Source organism: Streptomyces sp. NRRL B-1347 (assembly GCF_000720325.1).
Lineage (GTDB): Bacteria > Actinomycetota > Actinomycetes > Streptomycetales > Streptomycetaceae > Streptomyces.
On the sequence record NZ_JOJM01000024.1, the window covers coordinates 1 to 25,124 of the forward strand.

The window sequence follows — 25,124 nt, forward strand, 5'->3', positions numbered from 1 at the left end:
AGGCCTCCGTGCGGTGTAGTCACTAGACAGCTCCACCACACCGGAGGTCTTCGCCATGATCAAGCCCGGCAAGCGTTAACAACGCTCGTGAGCAATACAGCTAGAGCGTCTCCAGGAAGCCGAAGGCCGTGCGCCAGGTGGCGTCGGCCGCGTCGGCGTCGTAGTCGTCCAGGTCCGGATCGGTGTACAGGTGGCCCGCCCCGGCGTAGCGGTAGACCTCCACGTCGGCGCCCACGCGGCCCATCTGCAGGTACCAGGAGCTCAGCCAGTCGTCCGTCTCGAACGGGTCGGGCTCGGCGACGTGCAGCTGCACCGGCAGGCCGTCCACCGCCGCGTTCTCGGCGATGTCGCTGGTGCCGTGCAGGAGCAGCAGGCCGCGCGCCTTGTCGTCACCGAGCGCGAGCGTCTGGGCGACCGAGGCGCCGAACGAGAAGCCCGCGTAGACGAGGCCGCGGTCCGAGTACGGCGCGGCGGCCAGAACCGCACGTTTGAGGAGCTCGTCCCTGCCTACCTCTTCCTGGTGGGCCATGCCTTCCTCGACGGTGTCGAAGACGCGCCCCTCGAAGAGGTCGGGGGTCCACACCTGGTGGCCCGCCTCGCGCAGCCGGTCGGCCGCCGCGCGCACCGCGGGCCGCAGCCCGTACGTCGAATGGAAAAGCACGATGTTCATGGAGCCATCGTGCCACCTGGGCCCACCCGTCCCACCTACCCTCGTCCGTCCCACCCGCTCCACCTACCCTCGGAGACATGGAGAACGTCCTGCGTCCGTTGATCGTGGTCGGCGTCGCGCTCGTGCTCACCCTGGCCGTCGGCTGGCTGGTGGACACGGCGCTGCGCCGTGCCGACGCCCTGCAGCCGCAGCGTCCCCTGTGGGGGCTGCTCCGCCGCTGCCGCCTGCCCTTGCAGGTCGTCCTGTGCACCGCCCTGCTGCGCGGCACGTACGCGCGGGCGAAGGTCGCCGAGGACCACTCGGCGGGCATCGGCAGAGCCTTCACCCTGGTCCTGATCGGCTCGGTGGCCTGGCTCGCGGTGCGGATCTCCACGGCGATAGTGGAAGCGTCGTACGCGCGCTACGCCGCCGCCCACCGCGACCCCGCCCGGGTGCGCCGCGTCCGTACGCAGGTGACGCTGATCCAGCGCGTCGTCGCGGCCCTGATCGGCGTGGTGGCGGTGGCCGCGATGCTGCTCACGTTCCCCGCGATGCAGGCCGCCGGGGCCTCGCTGCTGGCGTCCGCGGGCATCCTCGGCATCGTGGCGGGCGTCGCCGCGCAGTCCACGCTCGGGAACCTCTTCGCCGGGCTGCAGATCGCGTTCGGTGACATGGTGCGGATCGGCGACACCGTCGTCGTGGACGGCGAGTGGGGCACCGTCGAGGAGATCACGCTGACGTTCCTCGCCGTGCGCACCTGGGACGAGCGGCGGATCACCATGCCCGTCTCGTACTTCACGTCGAAGCCGTTCGAGAACTGGTCGCGCGGCGGCTCCCAGATGACCGGCACGGTCTTCTTCCAGCTCGACCACACCGCCCCGATCGCGGCCCTGCGCGAGAAGCTGCACGACGTGCTGCGCGAGTGCGCAGCCTGGGACGGCAGGGACTGGGGCCTCGCGGTCACCGACACCACGGTCAGCACGATCCAGGTGCGCGCGCTCGCCACCGCCAAGGACGCCGACGACATCTGGACGGTCCGGGTCACGGTCCGCGAGCAGCTCGTCGCCTGGCTGGCCGAGCACCATCCGTACGCGCTGCCGCGGGTCAACACCGCCTGGGCGGAGCTGCCGCCCGACCGCACGGACCGGCGCCCGGCGCCGCCGCACGCGCCGCGCACGGGCCGGGGCTGAGCGGCGGGCCCGTCAGCGCAGGCTGCGGACGTCCAGCTGGCGCAGCACCCGGTCCACGATCTCCGGGTCGGAGCCGGGCTCGCTGCGCGCGGCGAGGACCGCGTGCCGGGCGGCCGACATCATCTCGCGCTGGATGCGCTGGACCGCCTTGAAGCGGTCGGCGCGCTTGGCGTACCGCTCGCGCCGCTCGTCGTCGACGATGTCCGGGCTGATCCGGGCGCCGATGTCGAAGGCGCCGCGCAGGAGCCGCTCGGACAGTTCCTCGGGCAGCTCCTCGACCTCCTCGATCTCCCGCAGCCTGGCCTTGGCGGCCTTGGCCGCGCGCAGCGCGAGGGCGCGCTCCAGGGCCCGTTCGGCGTCGGTGTCCGCGCGGACGTCGAGCTTCTTCACCAGCCAGGGCAGCGTCAGGCCCTGGGCGACGAGCGTGGCCATGATGACGCAGAAGGCGATGAAGACGACCTCGTCGCGGCCCGGGAACGGCGCCCCGTCGTCCGTCTTGAGCGGGATGGCGAGGGCGAGCGCGACCGAGGCGACGCCGCGCATCCCGGACCACCACATGACGACGGTCTCGCGCCACGTCATCGGGATTTCCTCGTCGTAGTCGCGCCGCTGGTGCAGCCGCTTGGCGAGCCACGTCGCGGGCAGCAGCCACAGCAGCCGTACGCCGACGACGACGGCCACGACCACGGCGCCCCAGCCGAGCATCTGCCACTCGCGTCCCTCGGAGGTGCCGAAGACGTTGTGCAGTTCGAGCCCGATGAGCCCGAAGGCGACGCCGGTGACCAGGGTGTCGACGATCTGCCAGAAGGACTGGCCGGTGATCCGGCCGAGCACGTCGTCGGCGTCGACGGCGTTCTCGGCGAGGTAGAGCGCGGTGGTCAGGACGGCGAGGACGCCGGAGCCGTGCAGTTCCTCGGCGAGTACGTAGGCGACGAACGGCACGAGCAGGGTCAGGCCCGTCTGCAGCGTCGCGTCGGCGAGCCGGCCCATCAGCTTGTTGCTGAGCCAGCCGAGCGCGAGCCCCACGGCCACGGCGACGACCGCGGAGAGCACCAGCTGACCGGCCGCCGACGGCCAGGAGAAGGTGCCGCTGACGGCGGCGGCGATGGCCACGTGGTAGAGCACGATCGCCGTGACGTCGTTGAACAGGCCCTCGCCCTCCAGGATCGACACGAGGCGCCGCGGCAGTCCGAGCGAACCGGCCACGGCGGTCGCGGCGACCGGGTCGGGCGGGGCGACGAGCGCGCCGAGGGCGAGCGCGGCGGCCAGCGGCAGGCCCGGCACGATCGCGTGCGCGACGGCCGCGACCGCCGCGGTCGTCACGAAGACGAGGGCGACGGCGAGCAGCAGGATGGGGCGGATGTTGGCCGCGAACTGCCGCCAGGACGTGCGCTGCACGGCGGCGTAGAGCAGCGGCGGAAGCACCAGCGGAAGGATGAAGTCCGGCGGGACGTCCACGTTCGGCACGAAGGGCAGGAACGCGAGGACGATGCCCCCGAGGGTCATCAGGACCGGCGCGGGAAGGCCGAGCCGATCCCCCAGCGGCACGGTCACCACGGCCCCCAGCAACAGGACGAGCAACAGCGCCAGTTGATCCACGGGTGCCCTCCGGGGGCCGAGGCCTACACGATCAAGACCTCAACCTTGCCACGGAACGCGGCAAATGACGCAAAAGCGGCATCGGCGGCGCTAGCCGTGCAGCGACTTCCTCATCGCCCGGTGCGGAATCCCCGCGTCCGGGAACTCGGGACCGTACGCCACGTACCCGAGGCGCTCGTAGAACCCGAGGGCCTGCGTCTGCGCGTGCAGGTCGACGGCGGCCAGCCCCCGCTCCCTTGCAGCGTCCTCGATGGCCCGCACCAGCGCGGCACCCGCGCCGAGCCCGCGCGCGGAGCGCAGCACGGCGAGGCGGCCCAGGGCGCCCACGGTGGCGTCCCCGCCGTTCTTGACGGCGGCGGCTTCGCCGGTGAGGAGCCGCCCCGTCCCGAGCGGCGCCCCGTCCTCGCGGCGCACCGCGAGGACGTGCACCGCCCCCGCGTCGTACTCGTCGTACTCCAGGTCCTCGGGCACGCCCTGCTCGGCGACGAAGACCTCCTTGCGGACGGCGAAACAGGCGTCCAGGTCCGCCCGGCCCTCCGCGACCCGGCAGCTCACGCCGCCCGCGGCGGTCACGCGCTCTCCGCCCGGACCCGGTCGAGGGCCAGCTGGAGGTCGTCGGGGTAGCCGCTCTCGTACTCGACCCACTGGCCGTCCCCGGGGTGCTCGAAGCCGAGCCGCACCGCGTGCAGCCACTGCCGGGTCAGGCCCAGGCGCTTGGCGATCGTGGGGTCCGCGCCGTACGTCATGTCGCCCACGCACGGGTGGCGGTGGGCGGCCATGTGGACGCGGATCTGGTGGGTGCGGCCCGTCTCCAGCTTGATGTCGAGCAGCGACGCCGAGCGGAAGGCCTCCATCAGGTCGTAGTGCGTGACGGAGGGCTTGCCCTCGGCGGTGACCGCCCACTTGTAGTCGTGGTTCGGGTGGCGGCCGATGGGGGCGTCGATGGTGCCGCTCATGGGGTCGGGGTGGCCCTGCACGAGCGCGTTGTACCGCTTGTCGACCGTGCGCTCCTTGAACTGGCGCTTCAGCGACGTGTACGCCCGCTCGGACTTGGCGACCACCATCAGGCCGGAGGTGCCCACGTCCAGACGGTGCACGATGCCCTGGCGCTCGGCGGCGCCGGACGTCGAGATGCGGTACCCCGCCGCCGCGAGGCCGCCGATCACGGTGGTGCCGGTCCAGCCGGGGCTCGGGTGCGCGGCGACGCCGATGGGCTTGACAATCACGACGATGTCGTCGTCGTCGTGCACGATCTCCATGCCCTCGACGGGCTCGGCGACGATCTGCACCGGCGCGGGCGCCTGCGGCATCTCCACTTCCAGCCAGGCACCGCCGTGCACGCGCTCGGACTTGCCGGCGACCGCGCCGTCGACCAGCACCTTGCCGGCGGCCGCGAGCTCGGCGGCCTTCGTGCGGGAGAAGCCGAACATGCGCGAGATGGCGGCGTCGACGCGCTCGCCCTCCAGGCCGTCAGGCACGGGCAGGGTACGGATCTCGGGAATCGTGCTCACCCCACGAGTATGCAGGAGGGGGCGGACACTCCCGTACCGAAGGCCCCGCGCGCGGCCTCCGTGAACGGGTCAGTCCTTGTGCACGGTCCCGTCCGGGTCGAGCCCGCGGAAGGAGAGCAGCACGATCAGGATGCCGCCGCAGACGATCGCCGAGTCCGCGAGGTTGAACACCGCGAAGCCCTTGGGCGCGATGAAGTCGACGACCGCGCCCTTGAAGACGCCGGGCGAGCGGAAGATCCGGTCGGTCAGGTTGCCGAGCGCGCCGCCGAGCAGCAGCCCGAGCGCGATCGCCCACGGCAGGCTGTACAGCTTGCGCGCCAGGCGGGCGATCACCACGATCACGCTCGCGGCGATCACCGTGAAGATGATGGTGTAGGCCTCGCCCATGCCGAAGGCGGCGCCCGCGTTGCGGATCGCGTTGAAGCGCAGCAGGTCGCCGACCACGTCGATGGGCTCGTGGTGCTCCAGCTTGGCGACCACGATCATCTTGCTGACGAGGTCCAGGGCGTACGCGACCAGGGCCACGCCGAACAGCACGGCGATCTTGCGCTTGCCCCGGGGCGTCCGCTCGCTCTCGGCGTCCTGCCCGCCGCCGTCGGCGCCGTGCTCTGCCTCAGGGATGTCCGGCGTACCGATGATGCGCTCCGCCTCTGCCACGTGAATCCCTCAACCTAGGTACCTGACTGGGACGAGGGTACGACACACGCGTGCGGCCCCAGGTGTCCAGGCCGCGCTCAGGAACGCCGTTCCTGCTTCTGCTTGCACTCGACGCACAGGGTCGCGCGCGGGAAGGCCTGCATGCGGGCCTTGCCGATCGCGTTGCCGCAGTTCTCGCAGAGCCCGTAGGTGCCCGCGTCGAGGCGCTCCAGGGCGCGCTCGGTCTGCTCCAGCATCTCCCGGGCGTTCGCGGCCAGGGCCATCTCGTGCTCGCGCGTGATGTTCTTGGTGCCGGTGTCCGCCTGGTCGTCGCCCGCCCCGTCCCCGGAGTCCCGCATCAGGCCCGCGAGGGACGTCTCGGACGCCTCGATCTCGGCGCGAAGGCGCAGGGTCTCCGTCATCAGCTCGGTCCGCGCCTCGGCGACCTCCGCCGGGGTCCACGGGTCCTCCCCCGGCCGCACCGCGAGTTCGCCGGGCGTGGCCGCGGCCCGCGCCTTCGGTACCGTTCCCGCCTTCGTCGCGGCTCCCGCCTGCTGCGTCGCCGTCGCCGTGCCCGGAGTCTTCTTCGCAACCACCGTCGTGGCTCCCGTCGTCTCCGCGGCCTGAGCCGCATCCTCGGCCGCGGGCGCGACCGTCTTCTTGGCCGAACGCTTGCTGGTCCCTCGGTCCTCCGCCGTGGCCCCCGTCCCCTTCTTGGACGCACCACGCCCCCCGCTCACCTGCTTGCCGGGGGCAGCACCTCCCGCCTCGCCCTCGCTCCCGGCCGCGACCTTCTTGGCAGCTGTCTTCTTGGCAGCCGCCTTCTTCGCCGCGGCCTTCTTGCCCACGGTCTTCGTAGCCGCCGTCTTCTTGGCCGCCGCCTTCTTCGCCGGTGGCGCCTGCTCGGTAACCGTCTCCTCGGACCCGGCCTTCGCGGCGGCCGTCTTCTTGGTCGCCGTCTTCTTGCTCACGGTCTTCTTGGTCACGGTCTTCTTGGCAGCCATCTTCTTGCTCACGACCTTCTCAGCGGTCGCCTTCTTGCCAGCGGCCTTCGTGGTCGCGGCCCCGGCAGCGGTGGCCTTCTTGGCCGCGGTCCCGGAGGCAGCTGCCTTAGGGACACCCTTCTTGGCCGCGGTCTTCTTGGCCGCAGCCTTCGTCGCGGTCTTCTTCGGCTCCTCGGCGGCGGATCCCACCGCTTTGCCCGCCCGTACGGTCTTCACGGCACGGGACGCCTTGCCGCCCCCTCCTCCGGCCGCCCCGTCGGCCCCCGCGGCTGTGGATCTGCTGGACGCCGACTGCTGTACGGCGGTCTTCTTCGCCACCATGGCCGCGGCCCCTTCACATATTGTGATCTTGCACGCGAATCGTGCTGGGACGATAAATCGACTCCAGGCCCGCGGCAACGGGGCACGCCGCCCGATTCGCCCGCCCCACGGGTGCCGCGCGACGAGCCTTCAAGCGTTGTGCCCAGCTCCCCGCCCCGTAATCCGCCGACCGGGGCGCACCGGGACGCGTTGGCGCACGTCTCGCCATTCGGGTCAGTACGGCCCTCCCGGCCCGCACCGCCCGGAGCCCGCCGAAATCCGGTGGGCCACCCCTCCCCGGGCGCCGTACACTGGCCGGAGCGAAAAGCGTGGATGGGGACGAGTAGCGACGTACGCAGCCATGAGCGACCCGGGGACGGTGAGAGCCCGGGGGCGAGCGCGACGTGAAGATCACCCCGGAGCCGCCGGAGGAAAGCCGCAGCCCACAGCCGTACCGGCCGGGCCGAAGCGAGTAGAACCGGTATCGCGACCCCAATGAGGGGGTCGTCAGCAGCGCCACCGGCGCCACGACGGCCAAGGAGGGTGGTACCGCGGGAGCGCAGACAAGCCTCTCGTCCCTCCGACGGAACGGAACGCACGTCCGCCGGAGGAAGCGCGATATGACGCCGCCGCAGTACCGCCAGGTACCCGCCCAGGTCGACCTGCCCGCCCTCGAGCACGCCGTGCTCGACTTCTGGCGCGAGCAGAAGATCTTCGCCAAGAGCCTGGAGCAGTCCGAGGGCCGCCCCGAGTGGGTGTTCTACGAGGGCCCGCCCACCGCCAACGGCATGCCGGGTGCCCACCACATCGAGGCCCGCGTCTTCAAGGACGTCTTCCCGCGCTTCCGCACCATGCGCGGCTACCACGTGGCCCGCAAGGCCGGCTGGGACTGCCACGGCCTGCCCGTGGAGCTGGCGGTCGAGAAGGAGCTCGGCTTCAACGGCAAGAAGGACATCGAGGCGTACGGCATCGCCGCGTTCAACGCCAAGTGCCGCGAGTCCGTGACCCGCCACACCGACGCCTTCGCCGAGCTCACGACCCGCATGGGCTACTGGGTCGACATGGACGACGCGTACCGCACCATGAACCCGGAGTACGTGGACTCCGTCTGGTGGTCCCTGAAGGAGATCTTCAAGAAGGACCTCCTCGTCCAGGACCACCGCGTCGCCCCCTGGTGCCCCCGCTGCGGCACCGGCCTGTCCGACCACGAGCTGGCGCAGGGCTACGAGACGGTCGTCGACCCGTCCGTCTACGTCCGCTTCCCCGTCACCGGCGGCCCCCTCGCGGGCGAGGCCGCCCTCCTGGTGTGGACGACGACCCCCTGGACCCTGGTGTCCAACACGGCCGTCGCCGCGCACCCGGACGTCACCTACGTGGTGGCCACCGACGGCAAGGAGAAGCTGGTCGTCGCCGAGCCCCTGGTGGAGAAGGCCCTCGGCGAGGGCTGGGAGACCACGGGCGAGAAGTTCACCGGCGCCGAGATGGAGCGCTGGACCTACCAGCGCCCCTTCGAGCTGGTGGAGTTCCCCTCCGAGGCGCACTTCGTCGTCAACGCCGACTACGTGACCACCGAAGACGGCACCGGCCTCGTCCACCAGTCCCCCGCCTTCGGTGAGGACGACCTCAAGGTCTGCCGGTCGTACGGCCTGCCCGTCGTGAACCCGGTCCGCCCGGACGGCACCTTCGAGGAGGACGTCCCGCTGGTCGGCGGCGTCTTCTTCAAGAAGGCCGACGAGACGCTCACCAAGGACCTGGACGACCGCGGTCTGCTCTTCCGGCACATCGCGTACGAGCACAGCTACCCCCACTGCTGGCGCTGCCACACCGCGCTCCTCTACTACGCGCAGCCGTCCTGGTACATCCGCACCACGGCCGTCAAGGACCGCCTCCTCCAGGAGAACGAGAAGACCAACTGGTTCCCCGACTCGGTCAAGCACGGCCGCTTCGGCGACTGGCTGACCAACAACGTCGACTGGGCCCTGTCCCGCAACCGCTACTGGGGCACCCCGCTGCCCATCTGGCGCTGCGAGGAGAACCACCTGACCTGCGTCGGCTCCCGCCAGGAACTGACCGAGCTGACCGGCACCGACCAGTCGGACCTCGACCCGCACCGCCCGTTCATCGACGACGTCACCTTCACCTGCACCCACGAGGGCTGCTCCCTCGAAGCGGTGCGCGTGCCGGAGGTCATCGACGCCTGGTACGACTCGGGCTCGATGCCGTTCGCACAGTGGGGCTACCCGTACAAGAACAAGGAACTGTTCGAGTCCCGCTACCCGGCGCAGTTCATCAGCGAGGCCATCGACCAGACCCGCGGCTGGTTCTACACGCTGATGGCCGTCGGCACGCTCGTCTTCGACAAGTCCTCGTACGAGAACGTGGTCTGCCTCGGCCACATCCTCGCCGAGGACGGCCGCAAGATGTCCAAGCACCTGGGCAACATCCTCCAGCCGATCCCGCTGATGGACCAGCACGGCGCCGACGCCGTGCGCTGGTTCATGGCCGCGGGCGGCTCCCCGTGGGCGGCCCGCCGCGTGGGCCACGGCACGATCCAGGAGGTCGTCCGCAAGACCCTCCTGACGTACTGGAACACGGTCGCCTTCCAGGCGCTGTACGCCCGCACGTCGAAGTGGGCCCCCTCGGACGCCGACCCGGCGCCCGCCGACCGCCCGCTCCTCGACCGCTGGCTGCTCAGCGAGCTGCACGCGCTCACCGACCAGGTGACGCAGGCCCTGGAGTCCTACGACACCCAGCGCGCGGGCAAGCTCCTCTCCGCCTACGTCGACAACCTCTCCAACTGGTACGTACGCCGCTCGCGCCGCCGCTTCTGGCAGGGCGACAAGGCGGCGCTGCGCACCCTGCACGAGGTCGTCGAGACGGTCACGCGGCTGCTCGCCCCGCTGACGCCGTTCATCACCGAGCGCGTCTGGCAGGACCTGATCGTTCCCGTCACCCCGGACGCCCCGGAGTCGGTGCACCTCAGCACCTGGCCCGAGGCCGACCTGTCGGCCGTCGACCCGGAGCTCTCGCGGCAGATGGTCCTGGTCCGCCGCCTGGTGGAGCTCGGCCGCGCCTCGCGCGCGGAGTCGGGCGTCAAGACCCGCCAGCCGCTGTCCCGCGCGCTCGTCGCGGCCACCGGCTTCGAGACGCTGGGCGAGGAACTGCGCGCCCAGATCACCGAAGAGCTGAACGTCTCCTCGCTCGCCTCCCTCTCCGAGGTCGGCGGCTCCCTGGTCGACACGACGGCGAAGGCGAACTTCCGCGCCCTCGGCAAGCGGTTCGGCAAGGGCGTCCAGGCGGTGGCCAAGGCGGTCGCGGAGGCCGACGCGGCCGCGCTGTCGCTGGCGCTGCGCGAGGGCACGGCGTCGGTCGAGGTCGACGGCGAGACCGTCAGCCTCGCCCCGGACGAGGTCATCATCACCGAGACCCCGCGCGAGGGCTGGTCGGTGGCGTCCGACTCCGGCGCCACGGTCGCCCTCGACCTGGAGCTCACGGACGAGCTGCGCCGGGCGGGCCTCGCCCGTGACGCGATCCGCATGATCCAGGAGGCCCGCAAGAACAGCGGCCTGGACGTCGCGGACCGCATCGCGCTGCGCTGGACGTCCACGGACGAGGCCACGGTCACGGCCCTCACGGACCACTCCGCGCTCATCGCCGACGAGGTCCTGGCCACGGACTTCGCCTCCGGCGATGCGGACGACAGCTACGGCGAGCCGTTCGAGGACGACTCCCTGAACCTGACGTTCCGCCTCCGCAAGGCGTAACGGCAACGACGAAGGCCCGGTCCCGCCAAGCTGCTTGGCGGGACCGGGCCTTCGTCATGTCCGCGTCGCGGGCCGCGCCCCCAGCGGGGGCGCGCGCACAGTGAGCGCAAAAGGGCGGAGCCCCCGGGAATCCGGGGGCTCCGCCCTGAACGCTGCCGACGCCTATGGCGTGGTGACGCCCGTCAGTTGTCGTCCTCGTCGATGAGGAAGCCACGCATCGGGGACGGAGCCTGCTGCATCGGCGGCTGGCCCTGCGGCCGCACCGGCGCCATCGGCTGCGTCATCGCGGGCGACATCTGCTGCTGGCCGCCGTACGACGGAGCACCCGCGGGCTGGTTGCCGCCCATCGACTGGTTGCCGCCGTAGGACGGGGCACCCGCGCCGGCCGAGGCCATCGAAGGCGCCGGGGACGGCGGCAGCGAGGCGGTCGCCGGAGTGCGCGGCGGGGCGAGCGAGTCGTCGGCCTGGGTCTCCAGCTGACGCAGCTGCGACTCCAGGTAGGACTTCAGACGCGTGCGGTACTCGCGCTCGAAGCCGCGCAGGTCCTCGACCTTGCGCTCGAGCGTGGCACGGGCGGACTCCAGGGAGCCCATCGCGACGCGGTGCTTCTCCTGCGCGTCCCGCTCCAGGGCGTCGGCCTTGGCACGGGCGTCCCGCTCCAGGCCCTCGGCGCGCGAACGGGCCTCGCCCACGATCTTGTTGGCCTCGGAACGGGCCTCGGCGATCGCCTGGTCGGCGGTCTGCTGCGCGAGCGAGAGCACACGGGCGGCGCTGTCGCCACCGGGGCCCTGGCCGGGCTGGGGCATCTGCGGGCCGTGGCCACCCATGGGACCGCCCATGGGGCCGCCCATCTGACCCTGGCCCATCTGGCCCTGACCCATCGGGCCCTGGCCCATGGGACCCTGACCCATCGGGCCGGGACCCTGCGGACCGCCCTGCGGGCCGTGCCCGCTGGGGCCTGCGGGCAGCTGCGGCGCACCGCCGGGAAGCTGCGGCGGGCCGCCCATCGGGCCGCCCATCTGCTGCTGCGGCGGAACCGGCTGCGGACCCGATATTGCGGCGGGCACGGGCGCACCGGGACCTCGCTGGTCCTGGGGGCCGCCCTCGGGGCCCTTGCGCATGTTGCCCTGCTGCTGGTTCTGCGCGGCCGCGCGCGTGGCCGCGGCCAGCTTGGCGCGCAGGTCCTCGTTCTCGCGGAGCAGGCGGGTCAGTTCGGCTTCGACCTCATCGAGGAAGGCATCGACCTCGTCCTCGTCATAGCCTTCTCGGAGGCGGACGGTCGTGAACTGCTTGTTCCGCACGTCCTCGGGGGTCAACGGCATCTCTTCACCTCAACGTAGTCGTCGGCATTCGGCAAGACCGTATCGTTCACAGCTGGCTCACGACGGTGATCAGGATGTAGACGATGATCATCAGTACGAAGAAGGACAGGTCGAGCGCCACGCCGCCGAGGCGCAACGGCGGAATGAACCGCCGCAGAAGCTTGAGCGGTGGATCGGTGACAGTGTAGGTGGCCTCCAGAACGACCACCATCGCCTTGCCGGGTTGCCATGAGCGGGCGAACTGGAAGACGTAGTCCATGACCAGCCGGAAGATCAGCACGATGAGGAAGCACATCAGCGCGATGTAGATCACTTGCAAGACCACGCCCATGTTCGCGTTTCCCTCTCCCCTGCTTCTGGTCGCATCCGCGCTGTATCGGTCCGGTACTGCTGCTGTCTACTGCACTGCGTCTCAGCTCTGGTTGAAGAACCCGCCCTCTGCGATACGGGCCTTGTCCTCCGCCGTGACATCGACGTTAGCAGGCGACAACAGGAACACCTTCTGCGTCACTCGCTCGATGCTGCCGTGCAGACCGAAGACCAGACCGGCGGCAAAGTCGACAAGTCGCTTCGCGTCGGTGTCGTCCATCTCGGTCAAGTTCATGATCACCGGAGTGCCTTCGCGGAAGTGTTCCCCGATGGTACGGGCTTCGTTGTAGGTCCGGGGGTGAAGCGTGGTGATGCGGTAGGGCTCACGCTCGGACACGACCTTGGGCATGATCACCGGTGCGTTCTTCTCCAGGTTCTGGCGTTCAGGTGTGATAGATGCCACGGGGGCGATTCGCGCCGGTCGTACCGATTCAGCGGCAAGCGAAGCGGCTCGCGGCGCCGGGTCGCGCTGCGCCGGTGGTTGTACCACTCGTACCGATTCGTCCCGTTCCAAGTCCCGGTCCGCGAGGTGGGACTGGTGCGACTGGTGCGGTGGTTCGTGCCGCCGGCGGTCGCGCTCGGGCTCCGGCTCGGGCTCGAAATCGTCATCGGGGTCGAAGCCCCGGCCGTCGTAACCGTCGTCCTCCACGAGGCCGAGGTAGACCGCCATCTTGCGCATCGCGCCGGCCATGCTCTGAGTCCTCCGCTCTGTGGTGGATCGAGAGGTCGTCACCAACTTCCCGCGATCCACGAGCCATCCCCGCTCAGGGGCGGGGATGACCATATTTTCTGCTGTGGTCCGACTTCCTGGCGACGTTACCCGAGCCCGCGTCGGACTCCGAGTACCGCTGTACCGACGCGCACATGTGTCGCACCGGCCGCAACGGCCTGTTCGAGGTCCGCACTCATACCTGCCGAGACCATGTTCGCAGCCGGATGGGCCACGCGCAGGGCAGTCGACAAATCCATCAGCCGCTCGAACGCCGCCTGTTGCCGTCCCGCGTATTCCCCGGTGAGCGGCGCGACCGTCATCAGACCGTCGAGCCGGAGCCCGGGGGCGTCGGCCACGAGACCGGCCAACTCTTCGATTCCGCCGGGACCCACGCCGCCGCGCTCCCCGCGACCGCTCTCCCCGGCGTCAAGGGCGACCTGGAGCAGGCAGCCCACCTCCCGCCCGGCCCGGACGGCCGCGGCCGAGAGCGCGGTGACGAGCTTCGGCCGGTCCACCGACTGCACCACGTCCGCGTAACCGACCACGGAACGCACCTTGTTGGTCTGCAGCTGGCCGACGAAGTGCCAGCTGAGCGGCAGGTCCGCGCAGGCGGCGGCCTTGGGGGCCGCGTCCTGGTCGCGGTTCTCGGCGACATGACGCACACCGAGCCCGGCGAGCGCGCGTACGTCGCTCGCGGGATAGGTCTTGGTGACCACGATGAGGGTCACTTCTTCGCGCTTGCGTCCGGCGGCCGCGCAGGCCGCCTCGATGCGCTGTTCCACATTCGCCAGGTTTGCGGCGAGTTCCGACTTACGGTCCGTCATGCCCCATCAGTCCAGCCAGACATAGCCCGCGAGCCGACCGGTGACGCGGTCGCGGCGGTACGAGAAGTGGTCACCCGACTCCAGCGTGCACACCGGCGACTGCTCCCGGTCGCGCACCCCGAGCCGCTCCAGCTGCGCGTGCACCCCGGCGGTCACGTCGACCGCCGGTGTGCCCCAGCTCGTGACGGCGTACGCCGCGGATTCCACGGCGGCGACGTCGGCGCGCATGTCCGCGGGTACTTCATAACAGCGGCCGCAGACGGCCGGGCCGGTGCGGGCCACGATCCGGCCGGGCTCAGCGCCCAGGCCCACCATGGCCTCGACGGCCGCGGGCACCACTCCGGCGACCATGCCCGGACGGCCCGCGTGCGCCGCGGCGACGACACCGGCCACCGGGTCGGCGAGGAGTACGGGGGTGCAGTCGGCGGTCAGTACGGCGAGGGCCAGGCCGCGCTCGGCGGTGACGACGGCGTCGACCGCCGGAATCTCCTGGTCCGCGGGCCAGGGCCCGTCGACCACGGCGACGTCCCGGCCGTGCACCTGGCGCATCCAGACCACCCGCCCCGGGGCGACGCCCAGGGACTTGGCGGCCAGTTCGCGGTTCCGCAGTACGGCGTCGGGATCGTCGCCGACCGCTCCGCCGAGGTTGAGCTCTTCGTACGGAACGGCGCTCACCCCGCCCCACCTGTCGGTGAAGGCGAAGTGCGCGCCGCTCACAGTGCTCGTTCCGGAGCTTTCGCCTATCACTTCAGGAAGTCCGGCACGTCCAGCTCTTCGGCCTGGCTGTCCTGGTGCAGACGGGTCGGCGGGACCTGCGGGGGCGTCACCGGCGAGGCGGGCGCCTCGTTCACCGGGGCCGGTTCGACCGGCTCCGGGGCCGGGGGCTCCTCGCGCGGAGTGACGCTGCCGAGGCCGCCGAAAGCCGGTGCCGGGCGGGACGATTCAGCGGGACGGCTCGCGGGAGCGGGCTCCTCGCGCTTGCTGGAGGCCGATCCCAGGACGTTGTCCCGCTTGGCCGGCGGCTGGCCGCCGTCGAACCCGGCGGCGATGACGGTGACCCGGACCTCGTCGCCGAGCGCGTCGTCGATGACCGCGCCGAAGATGATGTTGGCCTCCGGGTGGGCCGCCTCGCTGACCAGCTGGGCCGCCTCGTTGATCTCGAAGAGACCGAGGTCGGAGCCGCCGGAGATGGAGAGCAGCACGCCGCGGGCGCCGTCGATGGAGGCTTCCAGGAGCGGCGAGGAGATCGCCATCTCGGCGGCGGCCACCGCGCGGTCGTCGCCGCGGGCCGAGCCGATGCCCATGAGCGCCGAACCGGCCTCGGACATGACCGACTTGACGTCGGCGAAGTCGAGGTTGATCAGGCCGGGCGTGGTGATGAGGTCGGTGATGCCCTGAACGCCGGAGAGCAGGACCTGGTCGGCCGACTTGAAGGCGTCGAGCACGCTGACCTGGCGGTCCGAGATGGAGAGCAGCCGGTCGTTCGGGATGACGATGAGGGTGTCGACCTCTTCGCGGAGCTCGGCGATGCCGTCCTCCGCCTGGTTCGCGCGCCGACGGCCCTCGAAGGTGAACGGCCGGGTGACCACACCGATCGTCAGGGCGCCGAGCGAGCGCGCGATGTTGGCGACCACGGGCGCGCCGCCCGTGCCGGTGCCGCCGCCCTCACCGGCCGTGACGAAGACCATGTCGGCCCCCTTGAGGACCTCCTCGATCTCCTCGCGGTGGTCTTCGGCGGCCTTGCGGCCGACGGCCGGGTTGGCGCCGGCGCCGAGTCCGCGGGTGAGTTCACGGCCGACGTCGAGCTTGACGTCGGCGTCGCTCATCAACAGGGCTTGCGCGTCGGTGTTGATGGCGATGAACTCGACGCCCTTGAGACCGACCTCGATCATCCGGTTGATGGCATTGACACCACCGCCGCCGACACCGATGACTTTGATGACTGCGAGGTAGTTCTGCGGTGCTGCCACGTCGAAGGCCTCTCGCCTCGAGTTACGTGTCGCCGTATCACGCTGCCGCGATACGCCGACTGATGCCGAATGGGACGGTCCGAATCGCCGACCCGAACCCTAACGCTGAAGTTTAGGGTTACCAGTGTGTCTGTTCCCTGGACTCTTCCGAACAGGACACTAAGTCGACAAGTGGCGCGCGTTCAACGAACACGCCGAACCTCCCGTTTTTCTTTTCACCCTATGTGATCAGGCGTAGCAATGCCCATCCAGGGTGCTGGCCTGCGCAGATGTACGTCAACTCGCCGATGACGCGGGGGCGGTGGGGACGGTCACGTCGAAGTGCCGTGCCTTGGGGACGGCTTTCATCAGGGCGCTCAGGGCTTCGGCCTTCATACGGCCGTTCTCGCTGCTCCCCCAGGCGACCGTGCGCCCGTCCGCCAACTCCAGCGAGATGGAGTCGTACGACCGGACCTTGACCACGGTGGTGTCGCCTGCCACGGCGCCGGGCAGGTCCGTGGCCACCCGGACCGCCTCCCGGCGCAGCCGGTCGGGGCCGAAGCGGCGCAGGCTGGCTGCCGCGCCGCCGGACTGATGCGGTGTCAGGACAAGGCGCGGGGTGCCCTTCGGGGCCTTGTCGACCGTGGCGAAGCGCACACCCTTGGCGTCCACTTCGACGAACTTCCCGCCCTTCTCGATGAGCAGGGCGGGGGTGCGCTCGGTCACTTTCAGTGTGATTCCGTGGGGCCAGTCGCGGATGACGTCAACCGAGTCAATACGGGGCAATTCTCTCCGCAGCCGCTCCTCGACGGCGTCGGAGTCGACCGAAATCAGCGGTCCGCCGCCGCGGATGCCCGCCACCTCGCGCACCCGATCCGGCTTGAGGACCACGGTCCCGGTCGCCGTGACCCGCTCCACGCGCAGCCAGGGCGAGCCGTAGAGCACCCAGATCGTGGCCCCGCCGATGACGCACAGCAGGGCCGCGAGCAGGATCAGGGTGCGCGACTTCGGCAGCCGGGGGCGGCGCGAGCGCGGGCGGGGCGGGCCGGACTTGGGCCCCTGCCGTTCGGCGGTCTTCTGTCCGGCCACTCTCCCCTGCCTTCTCACGCGCTGCGGCGTGACGCAATCGCCTCGTGCACCATGTTGACCAGGAGGTCGTCGGCGTCCCTGCGCCCGAACTCCGAGGCCGCACGGGACATCTCGTACAGGCGGTGCGGGTCGGCGAGCACGGGAAGGACCTGGGACTGGACCCATTCGGGCGTCAGTTCCGCGTCGTCGACCAGCAGTCCGCCGCCCGCCTTGACCACCGGCTGGGCGTTGAGCCGCTGTTCGCCGTTGCCGATGGGCAGCGGGACGTAGGCGGCCGGGAGCCCGACGGCGGAGAGTTCGGCGACGGTCATCGCGCCCGCGCGGCAGAGCATCATGTCCGCCGCCGCGTACGCGAGGTCCATCCGGTCCACGTACGGTACCGGGATGTAGGGCGGCATTCCGGGCATGTTCTCGACGTACGGCAATTCGTTCTTCGGGCCGACGGCGTGCAGGATCTGGATGCCCGCGCGCTGCAGGACCGGGGCCACCTGCTGGACGACCTCGTTCAGGCGCCGGGCGCCCTGGGAGCCGCCGGAGACCAGGAGGGTGGGCAGGTTCGGGTCGAGGCCGAAGGCGTCCCTGGCCTCCGGGCGCACCCGCGCGCGGTCCAGCATGGCGATGGCGCGGCGCAGCGGGATGCCGATGTAGCGCGAGCCGCGCAGCTTGCTGTCGGGCGTGGAGACCGCGACGGCCGCCGCGTACCGGGAGCCGATCTTGTTGGCGAGGCCGGGGCGCGCGTTGGCCTCGTGCACCACGATCGGCACGCCGCGGCGCTTGGCCGCGAGGTAGGCGGGCAGCGCCACGTAGCCGCCGAAGCCGACGACGCAGTCCGCCTTGGTGCGCTCCAGGACCTGCTCGGCCGCCTTGATGGTGCCGCGCAGCCGCCCGGGCACCGTGATCAGCTCAGGTGTGGGCTTGCGCGGCAGGGGGACGGCGGGGATCAGGGCGAGTTCGTAACCGCGCTCGGGTACGAGTCGGGTCTCGAGGCCGCGCTCCGTGCCGAGGGCCGTGATGCCCACGGTCGGGTCCTGCCTGCGCAGGGCGTCTGCGAGGGCAAGCGCGGGCTCGATGTGGCCGGCGGTCCCCCCGCCGGCGAGTACGACATGCACCGAAATTCACCGCTCTCCGGACGAACGCGCCTTGACGCGCCGTCGCATCGTGTTCCATCTCACCCGAGGTTGCCGCATGGCCAGGGCCGCCTTCGCCGCGGGATCCTGTCGCGCGAAGGCGATGAGGAGTCCGACGGCGAACATGGTCGGCAGCAGGGCTGAGCCTCCGTAGGAGAACAGCGGGAGCGGGACACCGGCGATCGGCAGCAGGCCGAGCACCGCACCGATGTTGACCACGGCCTGGGCCGTGATCCAGGTGGTCACACCTCCCGCGGCGTACCTCACGAAGGGGTCCTCCGTGCGTCCGGCCACGCGGATACCCGCATAGCCTAGAGCCGCGAACAGGGCGAGCACCGACAGAGTCCCCGCGAGACCGAGTTCCTCGCCGGTGATGGCGAAGATGAAGTCGGTGTGCGGTTCGGGTAGTTGACCCCATTTTTCCACACTCGCGCCCAGTCCGGAACCGAAGAATCCGCCCGAGGCGAGGGCGTAGATGCCGTGCACGGCCTGCCAGCAGGAGTCGCCGGGTCCCGGCTCGGTCGCGCCGATGCACTCCAGGCGCGCCATGCGGTTGGGGCTCGTCTTGATGAGGATCACACCGAGGAGGGCCGCGATGCTCAGCACGCCCGCGAACAGCCGTGTGGGCGCACCGGCCAGCCAGAGCAGGCCGAACAGGATCGCGGTGAGGATGATCGCCGTGCCCATGTCGCCGCCCAGCATGATCAGGCCGAGCAGCATGAAGGTGACGGGCACGAGCGGCACCAGCATGTGCTTCCACTGGGTGAGCAGCCGCTTGTCCTGTTTGCGCGCCAGCAGGTCGGCGCCCCAGAGCACGAGGGCGAGCTTGCCGAACTCACTGGGCTGGAGCTGGAACGGACCCCCCAAATAGATCCAGTTCTGATTGCCGTTGACGCTGCGCCCTATCCCCGGGATCTGGACGAGGACCATCAGGAAGACGGACCCCGCGAGGATCGGGTAGGACAGCGCCCGGTGCAGCTTCACCGGCATCCGCATGGCGGCGAGCAGCAGCGTGCCGCCGAGGACCGCGGCGACGAACTGCTTGCGGAAGAAATAGGAGGCGGGCAGGTTCAGCTGCAGCGCCTGGATCATGGACGCCGAGTAGACCATCACCAGGCCGAGGGCGGTGATGAGCAGCGCCGCGCCGAAGATCAGGTAGTACGCGGTCAGCGGCCGGTCCCAGGCCCGCCGGGCCCTGGTGTAGAGCCGTCGCACGGGGCTCTCGCGCGGCACGGGGGTGCTGCGCGGGCGGGGCGGTCGTTTCGGCGTACGCGGGACACGGGGCGTACGGACCGGGGCGCGCCCGGCCATCAGCGCCGCCCCAGACCGGCGCGCGGCCGTACCCGAGAACGCCCCCACACCCACAACGCCGACGCTTTCACGTGCCCTCCTCACGGTGCCGGGTGCCTGACGGCGGCGCCCTCCCGGGCCCGTGTCAGGCGTTCGCGCCGAGTTCGCGAACCGCTTCCGCGAACGCGTCACCACGCTTGTTGTAGTTGGTGAACATGTCCATCGACGCACAGGCCGGAGCCATCAGGACGGTGTCCCCCGGCGCTGCGAGCCGTGCCGCCTGGCGTACCGCCTCGGCCATCGCCCCAGTGTCGGTCCGGTCGAGGTCGACGACCGGCACTTCCGGCGCGTGTCGCGCGAGGGCTTCCCTGATCAGGGCGCGGTCGGCGCCGATCAGGACGGCGCCGCGCAGCCGCTTCGCCGACGCGGCGACCAGCTCGTCGAAGGTCGCGCCCTTGGCGAGGCCGCCCGCGATCCACACGATCGACTCGTACGCCGCCAACGAGGCCTGGGCCGCGTGGGTGTTGGTGGCCTTGGAGTCGTCGACGTAGGCGACACCGGCCACGTCGGCGACGTGCTCGATGCGGTGGGCGTCGGGGCGGAAGGCCCGCAGCCCGTCGCGGACGGCCTGCGGGGCCACGCCGAAGGCGCGGGCGAGCGCCGCCGCCGCGAGGGCGTTGGCGATGTTGTGCGGGGCCGGCGGGCTGACGTCGGAGACCTCGGCGAGCTCCTGGGCCTGCTTCTGGCGGTCCGGTACGAAGGCACGGTCGACCAGGATGCCCTCCACGACGCCGAGTTGCGAGGGGGCGGGCGCGCTCAGCGTGAAGCCGATGGCGCGGCAGCCCTCCTCGACGTCGGCCTCGCGGACCAGATCCTCGGTGGACGGCTTGTCGGTGGCGTCGGCGTTGTAGACGCACGCCACCTGGTTGCCTTCGTAGATCCGGCCCTTGTCGGCGGCGTACGCCTCCATGGAGCCGTGCCAGTCGAGGTGGTCGGGGGCCAGGTTCAGGACGGCGGCGGAGTGCGCGCGCAAGGAGGGCGCCCAGTGCAGCTGATAGCTGGACAGCTCGACGGCGAGTACGTCGTAGGCCCCGTCGCCCTCCCGTCGCCCACCACCCTCGACCGAACGCGCTGCGCGCGCCGCCTCGTCTTCCAGCACGACGTCGACGATCGGCGTACCGATGTTGCCGACGGCGGCGGTGCGCAGGCCCGCGGCGCGCAGGATCGACGCCAGCATCCGGGTGGTCGTGGTCTTGCCGTTGGTGCCGGTGACGGCCAGCCAGGGGGCGGCACCGGGGCCGCGCAGGCGCCAGGCGACCTCCACGTCGCCGACGACGTCGACGCCCGCTTCGGCGGCGGCGAGGAACAGCGGGCTCTGCGGCTGCCAGCCCGGCGAGGTGACGACGAGGCCGGTCCCCTCGGGCAGCGTCTCCGCGTCCCCGAGGCGCACGGTGACGCCCGCCCCGGCGAGCTCCGCGGCCCGCGCCTCGAGCGCGGGGCCCGAGCCGCCGTCCACGACGGTCACCACGGCGCCCAGGCCCGCGAGCGCGCGGGCGGCGCTGACACCGCTGACGCCGAGCCCGGCGACGGTGACGCGCAGACCCTTCCAGGAGTCCTGCCAGTCGCTCACTTCTTGGCTGCCCATCCGGCGTAGAAGAGGCCGAGTCCGACGATGACGCACATGCCCTGGATGATCCAGAAGCGGACCACGACCAGGACTTCGGACCAGCCCTTGAGTTCGAAGTGGTGCTGCAACGGTGCCATCCGGAAGACCCGCTTACCGGTCAGTCGGAAGGAGCCGACCTGGATGACCACCGACATGGTGATGAGGACGAAGAGGCCGCCGAGGAGCGCGAGCAGCATCTCCGTGCGGGAGCAGATGGCGAGGCCGGCGAGCGCGCCGCCGAGGGCCAGCGAGCCGGTGTCGCCCATGAAGATCTTGGCGGGCGAGGTGTTCCACCACAGGAAGCCGAAGCAGGCGCCCATCAGCGCGGAGGCCACGACGGCCAGGTCGAGCGGGTCCCTGACCTCGAAACAGGCGGCCGGGTTGGTGAGGTCCTGGGCGTTGGCGCAGGACTCCTGGAACTGCCAGACACCGATGAACGTGTACGCGCCGAAGACCATCACGGAGGCGCCGGTGGCGAGGCCGTCGAGGCCGTCGGTGAGGTTCACGCCGTTCGACATCGCCAGGATCATGAACAGCGCCCAGACGACGAACAGGACCGGGCCGATCGACCAGCCGAAGTCCTCCACGAACGACAGCTTCGTGGACGCCGGGGTCTGGCCCCGGCCGTCGGCGAACTGCAGCGAGATGACGGCGAAGGCGATGCCGACGATCAGCTGTCCGGCCATCTTCGCCTTGGCACGCAGACCGAGCGAGCGGCGCTTGACGATCTTGATGTAGTCGTCGAGGAAGCCGACCAGGCCCATGCCCGCCATCAGGCCGAGCACGAGCAGACCCGAGATGGTGGGCTCGGCACCCGTGATGATCTTGCTCAGGAAGTACGCGATGAGGGTCGCCAGGATGAAGGCGATGCCACCCATGGTCGGCGTACCGCGCTTGCTGTGGTGCTCGCGCGGGCCGTCGTCGCGGATGTACTGGCCATAGCCCTTGCGTGCCAGGAGCTTGATCAGCAGGGGCGTCCCGACCAGGGTCAGGAAGAGCCCGATCACACCCGCGAAGAGAACTTGCTTCATCATCGGGCGTCAACTCCGCCCGTCGCGGTGCCGGCGGCGGTGTCCGCCACGAGCGTCTGCGCGACGCTCTCGAGGCCCACCGATCTGGACGCCTTCACCAGCACGACGTCTCCTGGGCGCAGCTCGCTGCGCAGCAGGTCGATCGCCGCCTGTGCGTCGGACACGTGCACCGACTCCTCACCCCACGAACCCTCGTTGTATGCGCCCAGTTGGAGCCAGGACGCTTCCCTGCCCCCGACTGCCACGAGCTTGTTCACGTTCAGCCGGACGGCAAGGCGTCCGACCGCGTCGTGCTCGGCGAGCCCCTCGTCCCCGAGCTCGGCCATGTGGCCGAGCACCGCCCACGTGCGGCGCCCCTTGCCCATGGCGGCCAGCGCACGCAGGGCCGCGCGCATGGACTCGGGGTTCGCGTTGTAGGCGTCGTTGACGACCGTCACGCCGTCCGGGCGCTCGGTGACCTCCATACGCCAGCGGGACAGCGTGCCCGCCTCGGAGAGCGCGAGGGCGATCTCGTCCACGGGCATGCCAAGGTCATGGGCGACGGCGGCCGCGGCGAGCGCGTTCGACACGTGGTGCTCACCGTACAGGCGCAGTCGCACGTCGCTGCACCCGGAGGGTGTGTGCAGCGTGAAGGCCGGCTGTCCGTTCTCCGTGAGCCGGACATTCTCGGCGCGTACGTCGGCGTCGGCGGCCTCTCCGAAGAGCAGCACGCGCGCCTGCGTGCGCGAGGCCATCGCGCGCACCAGCGGATCGTCGGCGTTGAGGATCGCGGTGCCGTCCGCCGGGAGGCTCTCGACCAGCTCGCCCTTTGCTTCCGCGATCTGCTCGCGGCCGCCGAACTCGCCGATGTGGGCGGTGCCGACGTTCAGGACGAGACCGACCTTGGGCGGCGTGAGCCCGGTCAGATAGCGGATGTGGCCCTTGCCGCGCGCGCCCATCTCCAGGACCAGGAACCTGGTCTCCTCGGTGGCGGACAGCGCGGTCAGCGGCAGCCCGATCTCGTTGTTGAACGAGCCGGGCGTCCACACCGTCGGCGCCTCGCGCTGGAGCACCTGCGCGATCAGGTCCTTGGTGCTGGTCTTGCCCGCGGAGCCGGTGAGGGCCACGAGGGTGGCGCCGAGCCGGGCGACGACGTGCCGGGCGAGCGCGCCGAGCGCCGTCTGCACGTCCTCGACGACGATGGCGGGCACGCCGACGGGCCGCTGCGCGAGGACGGCCACGGCACCCGCCGCAACGACCTGCGCCGCGTAGTCGTGGCCGTCGACGCGCTCGCCGACGAACGCGGCGAACAGGCTGCCGGGCTCCACCTCACGGGAGTCCCGGACGACCGGCGCGGTGACCCGGACCGACGGATCCGGTATGTCGTACGTCTGCCCGCCGACGACGGTGGCGATCTCGGCGAGGGAGAGGGCGATCACAACTTCATCCCTGGGTTTGCTGGATAGCTTCGCGAAGCACCTGGCGGTCGTCGAAGGGACGGACCACCCCGGCGATGTCCTGGCCCTGCTCGTGGCCCTTGCCCGCGACGAGGACGGTGTCGCCGGGCTCTGCGCGGGCGACGGCCGCGGCGATCGCGGCGGCCCTGTCCTCGAAGACGGCGACCTCGCCGCGCTCGTGGGCGGGCACCTCGGCGGCGCCCGCGAGCATGGCGGCGAGGATCGCGAGGGGGTCCTCGGAGCGGGGGTTGTCGGAGGTCAGTACGGCGGTGTCGGCGAGCCGGGCGGCGGCGGCGCCCATCGGCATCCGCTTGGTCTGGTCGCGGTCGCCGCCGCAGCCGAGCACGATGTGCAGCTTGCCCTCGGTGACCTTGCGCAGCGCGCGCAGGACCGATTCGACGGCGTCCGTCTTGTGGGCGTAGTCGACGACCGCGAGGTAGTCCTGGCCGGCGTCGACGCGCTCCAGGCGGCCCGGGACCCCGGGTACCGCGCCGATGCCGTCGGCCGCGGTCTGCGGGTCGATCCCGGCGACGGCGAGCGCGACGATCGCGGCGAGCGTGTTGGCGACGTTGAACGGGCCCGCCAGCGGCGACTTCGCGGAGACCCGCTCACCCTTGGGGCCGACGGCGGTGAACGTGGAGTCCAGCGGACCCACTTGGACGTCCTCGGCGCGCCAGTCGGCGTCCGGGTGGCCCTCGGCGGAGAAGCTGGTGACCGGCACCTCGGACTCGGCCAGGAGTCTGCGGCCGTACTCGTCGTCGTAGTTGACGACGCCGAGCCGCGCGCGGCGCTCCGTGAACAGCTGCGCCTTGGCCCGGAAGTAGTCCTCCATGTCGGAGTGGAACTCCATGTGCTCCGGGCTCAGGTTGTTGAACACGGCCACGTCGAACACGCAGCCGTCCACGCGCCCGAGTACCAGGGCGTGGCTGGAGACCTCCATCGCGACCGCTTGGACGCCGCGCTCGCGCATCACCGCGAACAGCGCCTGCAGGTCGGTGGCTTCGGGCGTGGTGCGCTCGGACTTGATCCGCTCGTCGCCGATGCGCATCTCGACGGTGCCGATCAGGCCGGTGCTGCGGACCTGCCGCAGCCCGCCCTCCATGAGGTACGCGGTCGTCGTCTTGCCGGACGTCCCGGTGATGCCGATCTGGAGCAGGTCGCGGCCCGGGTGGCCGTACACCGTGGCGGCCAGCTCGCCCATGCGGCCGCGCGGGTCCTCGACGACGAGGACCGGCAGGCCCGTGGCGGCGGCGCGCTCGGCGCCCGTCGGGTCGGTGAGGATGGCGGCGGCGCCGTGGTCGGCGGCCTGGGCGACGAAGTCGGCGCCGTGCATGCGGGCGCCGGGCAGCGCGACGTACAGGTCGCCGGGGCGCACGGCGCGCGAGTCGTGGGTGATGCCGGTGACGCCGGTGGCGCCCGGCGCGGTGCCCGGGACCGCGGCCCCCAGCTGATCGGCGAGCTCCGCGAGAGGGGTGGCGGAGACCTGGGCCGGCCTCGGCGGTCCCGGATAGTTCACGGGAGCGTCCTTCTGGGTGGTTTGGGACTGATCAGCGTGTGGCACGGCGGTGAGCGTACCGGGCGTACCCCCGCTGGGGCCAAAAGGGAGGGGCCCTGGTGTGCGGTTCCCCGGATCCGGGGTGATCGTCGTCACGGCGG

General features: G+C 71.2%; 21 protein-coding genes. 2 read left to right on the top strand and 19 right to left on the bottom strand.

What is annotated here, in order from left to right:
• Nucleotides 1–100: 100 nt before the first annotated feature.
• Nucleotides 101–670 (bottom strand): dienelactone hydrolase family protein, encoded by a 570-nt coding sequence (locus tag IG74_RS0120945; protein ID WP_030679312.1) that lies wholly within the window; start codon nt 668–670, stop codon nt 101–103.
• A gap of 77 nt (nt 671–747) precedes the next feature.
• On the opposite strand from IG74_RS0120945, the gene IG74_RS0120950 reads away from it, so the two are divergent.
• Nucleotides 748–1,839: a mechanosensitive ion channel family protein gene (locus IG74_RS0120950; protein WP_030679315.1), complete on the top strand. Its 1,092-nt coding sequence runs from the start codon at nt 748–750 to the stop codon at nt 1,837–1,839.
• A gap of 12 nt (nt 1,840–1,851) precedes the next feature.
• Here the strand turns inward: IG74_RS0120950 and IG74_RS0120955 are convergent, their stop codons facing one another.
• From IG74_RS0120955 to IG74_RS0120975, 5 genes are all read right to left on the bottom strand, one after another.
• Complete coding sequence (locus tag IG74_RS0120955) at nt 1,852–3,438, bottom strand: Na+/H+ antiporter (RefSeq protein ID WP_030679318.1); 1,587 nt, start codon at nt 3,436–3,438, stop codon at nt 1,852–1,854.
• A gap of 90 nt (nt 3,439–3,528) precedes the next feature.
• A complete protein-coding gene (locus IG74_RS0120960; protein WP_234334395.1) occupies nt 3,529–4,011 on the bottom strand; it encodes a GNAT family N-acetyltransferase in 483 nt (160 codons plus the stop codon).
• Complete coding sequence (locus IG74_RS0120965; RefSeq protein WP_030679324.1) at nt 4,008–4,949, bottom strand: RluA family pseudouridine synthase; 942 nt, start codon at nt 4,947–4,949, stop codon at nt 4,008–4,010. The genes IG74_RS0120960 and IG74_RS0120965 overlap by 4 nt, the downstream gene beginning before the upstream one ends.
• Before the next feature lie 69 nt (nt 4,950–5,018).
• On the bottom strand, nt 5,019–5,606 hold the full coding sequence (gene lspA / locus IG74_RS0120970) for a signal peptidase II (RefSeq protein WP_030679327.1): 588 nt from the start codon (nt 5,604–5,606) through the stop codon (nt 5,019–5,021).
• 77 nt (nt 5,607–5,683) lie between these two features.
• A complete protein-coding gene (locus tag IG74_RS0120975) occupies nt 5,684–6,910 on the bottom strand; it encodes a TraR/DksA family transcriptional regulator (RefSeq protein ID WP_030679329.1) in 1,227 nt (408 codons plus the stop codon).
• Between the two features lie 599 nt (nt 6,911–7,509).
• On the opposite strand from IG74_RS0120975, the gene ileS reads away from it, so the two are divergent.
• A complete protein-coding gene (gene ileS, locus IG74_RS0120980; protein WP_030679331.1) occupies nt 7,510–10,653 on the top strand; it encodes an isoleucine--tRNA ligase in 3,144 nt (1,047 codons plus the stop codon).
• 182 nt (nt 10,654–10,835) lie between these two features.
• On the opposite strand, the gene IG74_RS0120985 is transcribed toward ileS, so the two are convergent.
• The 13 genes from IG74_RS0120985 to IG74_RS0121045 all read right to left on the bottom strand — a co-directional run bounded on the left by IG74_RS0120985 (nt 10,836) and on the right by IG74_RS0121045 (nt 25,119).
• Nucleotides 10,836–11,975 (bottom strand): DivIVA domain-containing protein, encoded by a 1,140-nt coding sequence (locus IG74_RS0120985; protein WP_030679333.1) that lies wholly within the window; start codon nt 11,973–11,975, stop codon nt 10,836–10,838.
• Between the two features lie 46 nt (nt 11,976–12,021).
• Nucleotides 12,022–12,306: a YggT family protein gene (locus IG74_RS0120990; protein ID WP_030679335.1), complete on the bottom strand. Its 285-nt coding sequence runs from the start codon at nt 12,304–12,306 to the stop codon at nt 12,022–12,024.
• A gap of 81 nt (nt 12,307–12,387) precedes the next feature.
• Nucleotides 12,388–13,035 carry a cell division protein SepF gene (locus tag IG74_RS0120995; RefSeq protein ID WP_030679337.1) on the bottom strand — a complete coding sequence of 216 codons (648 nt, stop codon included), beginning with the start codon at nt 13,033–13,035 and terminating at the stop codon, nt 12,388–12,390.
• A 125-nt stretch (nt 13,036–13,160) separates the two neighbouring features.
• Nucleotides 13,161–13,880: a YggS family pyridoxal phosphate-dependent enzyme gene (locus IG74_RS0121000; RefSeq protein WP_030679340.1), complete on the bottom strand. Its 720-nt coding sequence runs from the start codon at nt 13,878–13,880 to the stop codon at nt 13,161–13,163.
• Between the two features lie 6 nt (nt 13,881–13,886).
• Complete coding sequence (gene pgeF, locus IG74_RS0121005; protein WP_107058986.1) at nt 13,887–14,597, bottom strand: peptidoglycan editing factor PgeF; 711 nt, start codon at nt 14,595–14,597, stop codon at nt 13,887–13,889.
• 26 nt (nt 14,598–14,623) lie between these two features.
• Nucleotides 14,624–15,850, bottom strand: a complete 1,227-nt coding sequence (gene ftsZ / locus IG74_RS0121010; protein WP_030679347.1) for a cell division protein FtsZ — start codon at nt 15,848–15,850, stop codon at nt 14,624–14,626.
• A gap of 276 nt (nt 15,851–16,126) precedes the next feature.
• Nucleotides 16,127–16,918 (bottom strand): cell division protein FtsQ/DivIB, encoded by a 792-nt coding sequence (locus IG74_RS0121015; RefSeq protein ID WP_030679350.1) that lies wholly within the window; start codon nt 16,916–16,918, stop codon nt 16,127–16,129.
• Between the two features lie 14 nt (nt 16,919–16,932).
• Complete coding sequence (gene murG, locus IG74_RS0121020) at nt 16,933–18,027, bottom strand: undecaprenyldiphospho-muramoylpentapeptide beta-N-acetylglucosaminyltransferase (RefSeq protein WP_030679353.1); 1,095 nt, start codon at nt 18,025–18,027, stop codon at nt 16,933–16,935.
• Between the two features lie 6 nt (nt 18,028–18,033).
• Entirely contained in the window at nt 18,034–19,356 is a 1,323-nt protein-coding gene (ftsW, locus tag IG74_RS0121025) for a putative lipid II flippase FtsW (protein ID WP_030679355.1), read from the bottom strand.
• A 124-nt stretch (nt 19,357–19,480) separates the two neighbouring features.
• Nucleotides 19,481–20,980: a UDP-N-acetylmuramoyl-L-alanine--D-glutamate ligase gene (gene murD / locus IG74_RS0121030; protein WP_030679358.1), complete on the bottom strand. Its 1,500-nt coding sequence runs from the start codon at nt 20,978–20,980 to the stop codon at nt 19,481–19,483.
• Nucleotides 20,962–22,035, bottom strand: coding sequence for a phospho-N-acetylmuramoyl-pentapeptide-transferase (gene mraY / locus IG74_RS0121035; protein ID WP_030679360.1), 1,074 nt, complete (start codon nt 22,033–22,035; stop codon nt 20,962–20,964). Before mraY ends, murD begins: the two co-directional genes overlap by 19 nt.
• Nucleotides 22,032–23,450 carry a UDP-N-acetylmuramoyl-tripeptide--D-alanyl-D-alanine ligase gene (locus IG74_RS0121040; RefSeq protein ID WP_030679363.1) on the bottom strand — a complete coding sequence of 473 codons (1,419 nt, stop codon included), beginning with the start codon at nt 23,448–23,450 and terminating at the stop codon, nt 22,032–22,034. Before IG74_RS0121040 ends, mraY begins: the two co-directional genes overlap by 4 nt.
• Nucleotides 23,451–23,454: 4 nt before the next feature.
• Nucleotides 23,455–25,119, bottom strand: coding sequence for a UDP-N-acetylmuramoyl-L-alanyl-D-glutamate--2,6-diaminopimelate ligase (locus IG74_RS0121045; protein WP_199818870.1), 1,665 nt, complete (start codon nt 25,117–25,119; stop codon nt 23,455–23,457).
• Nucleotides 25,120–25,124 lie beyond the last annotated feature (5 nt).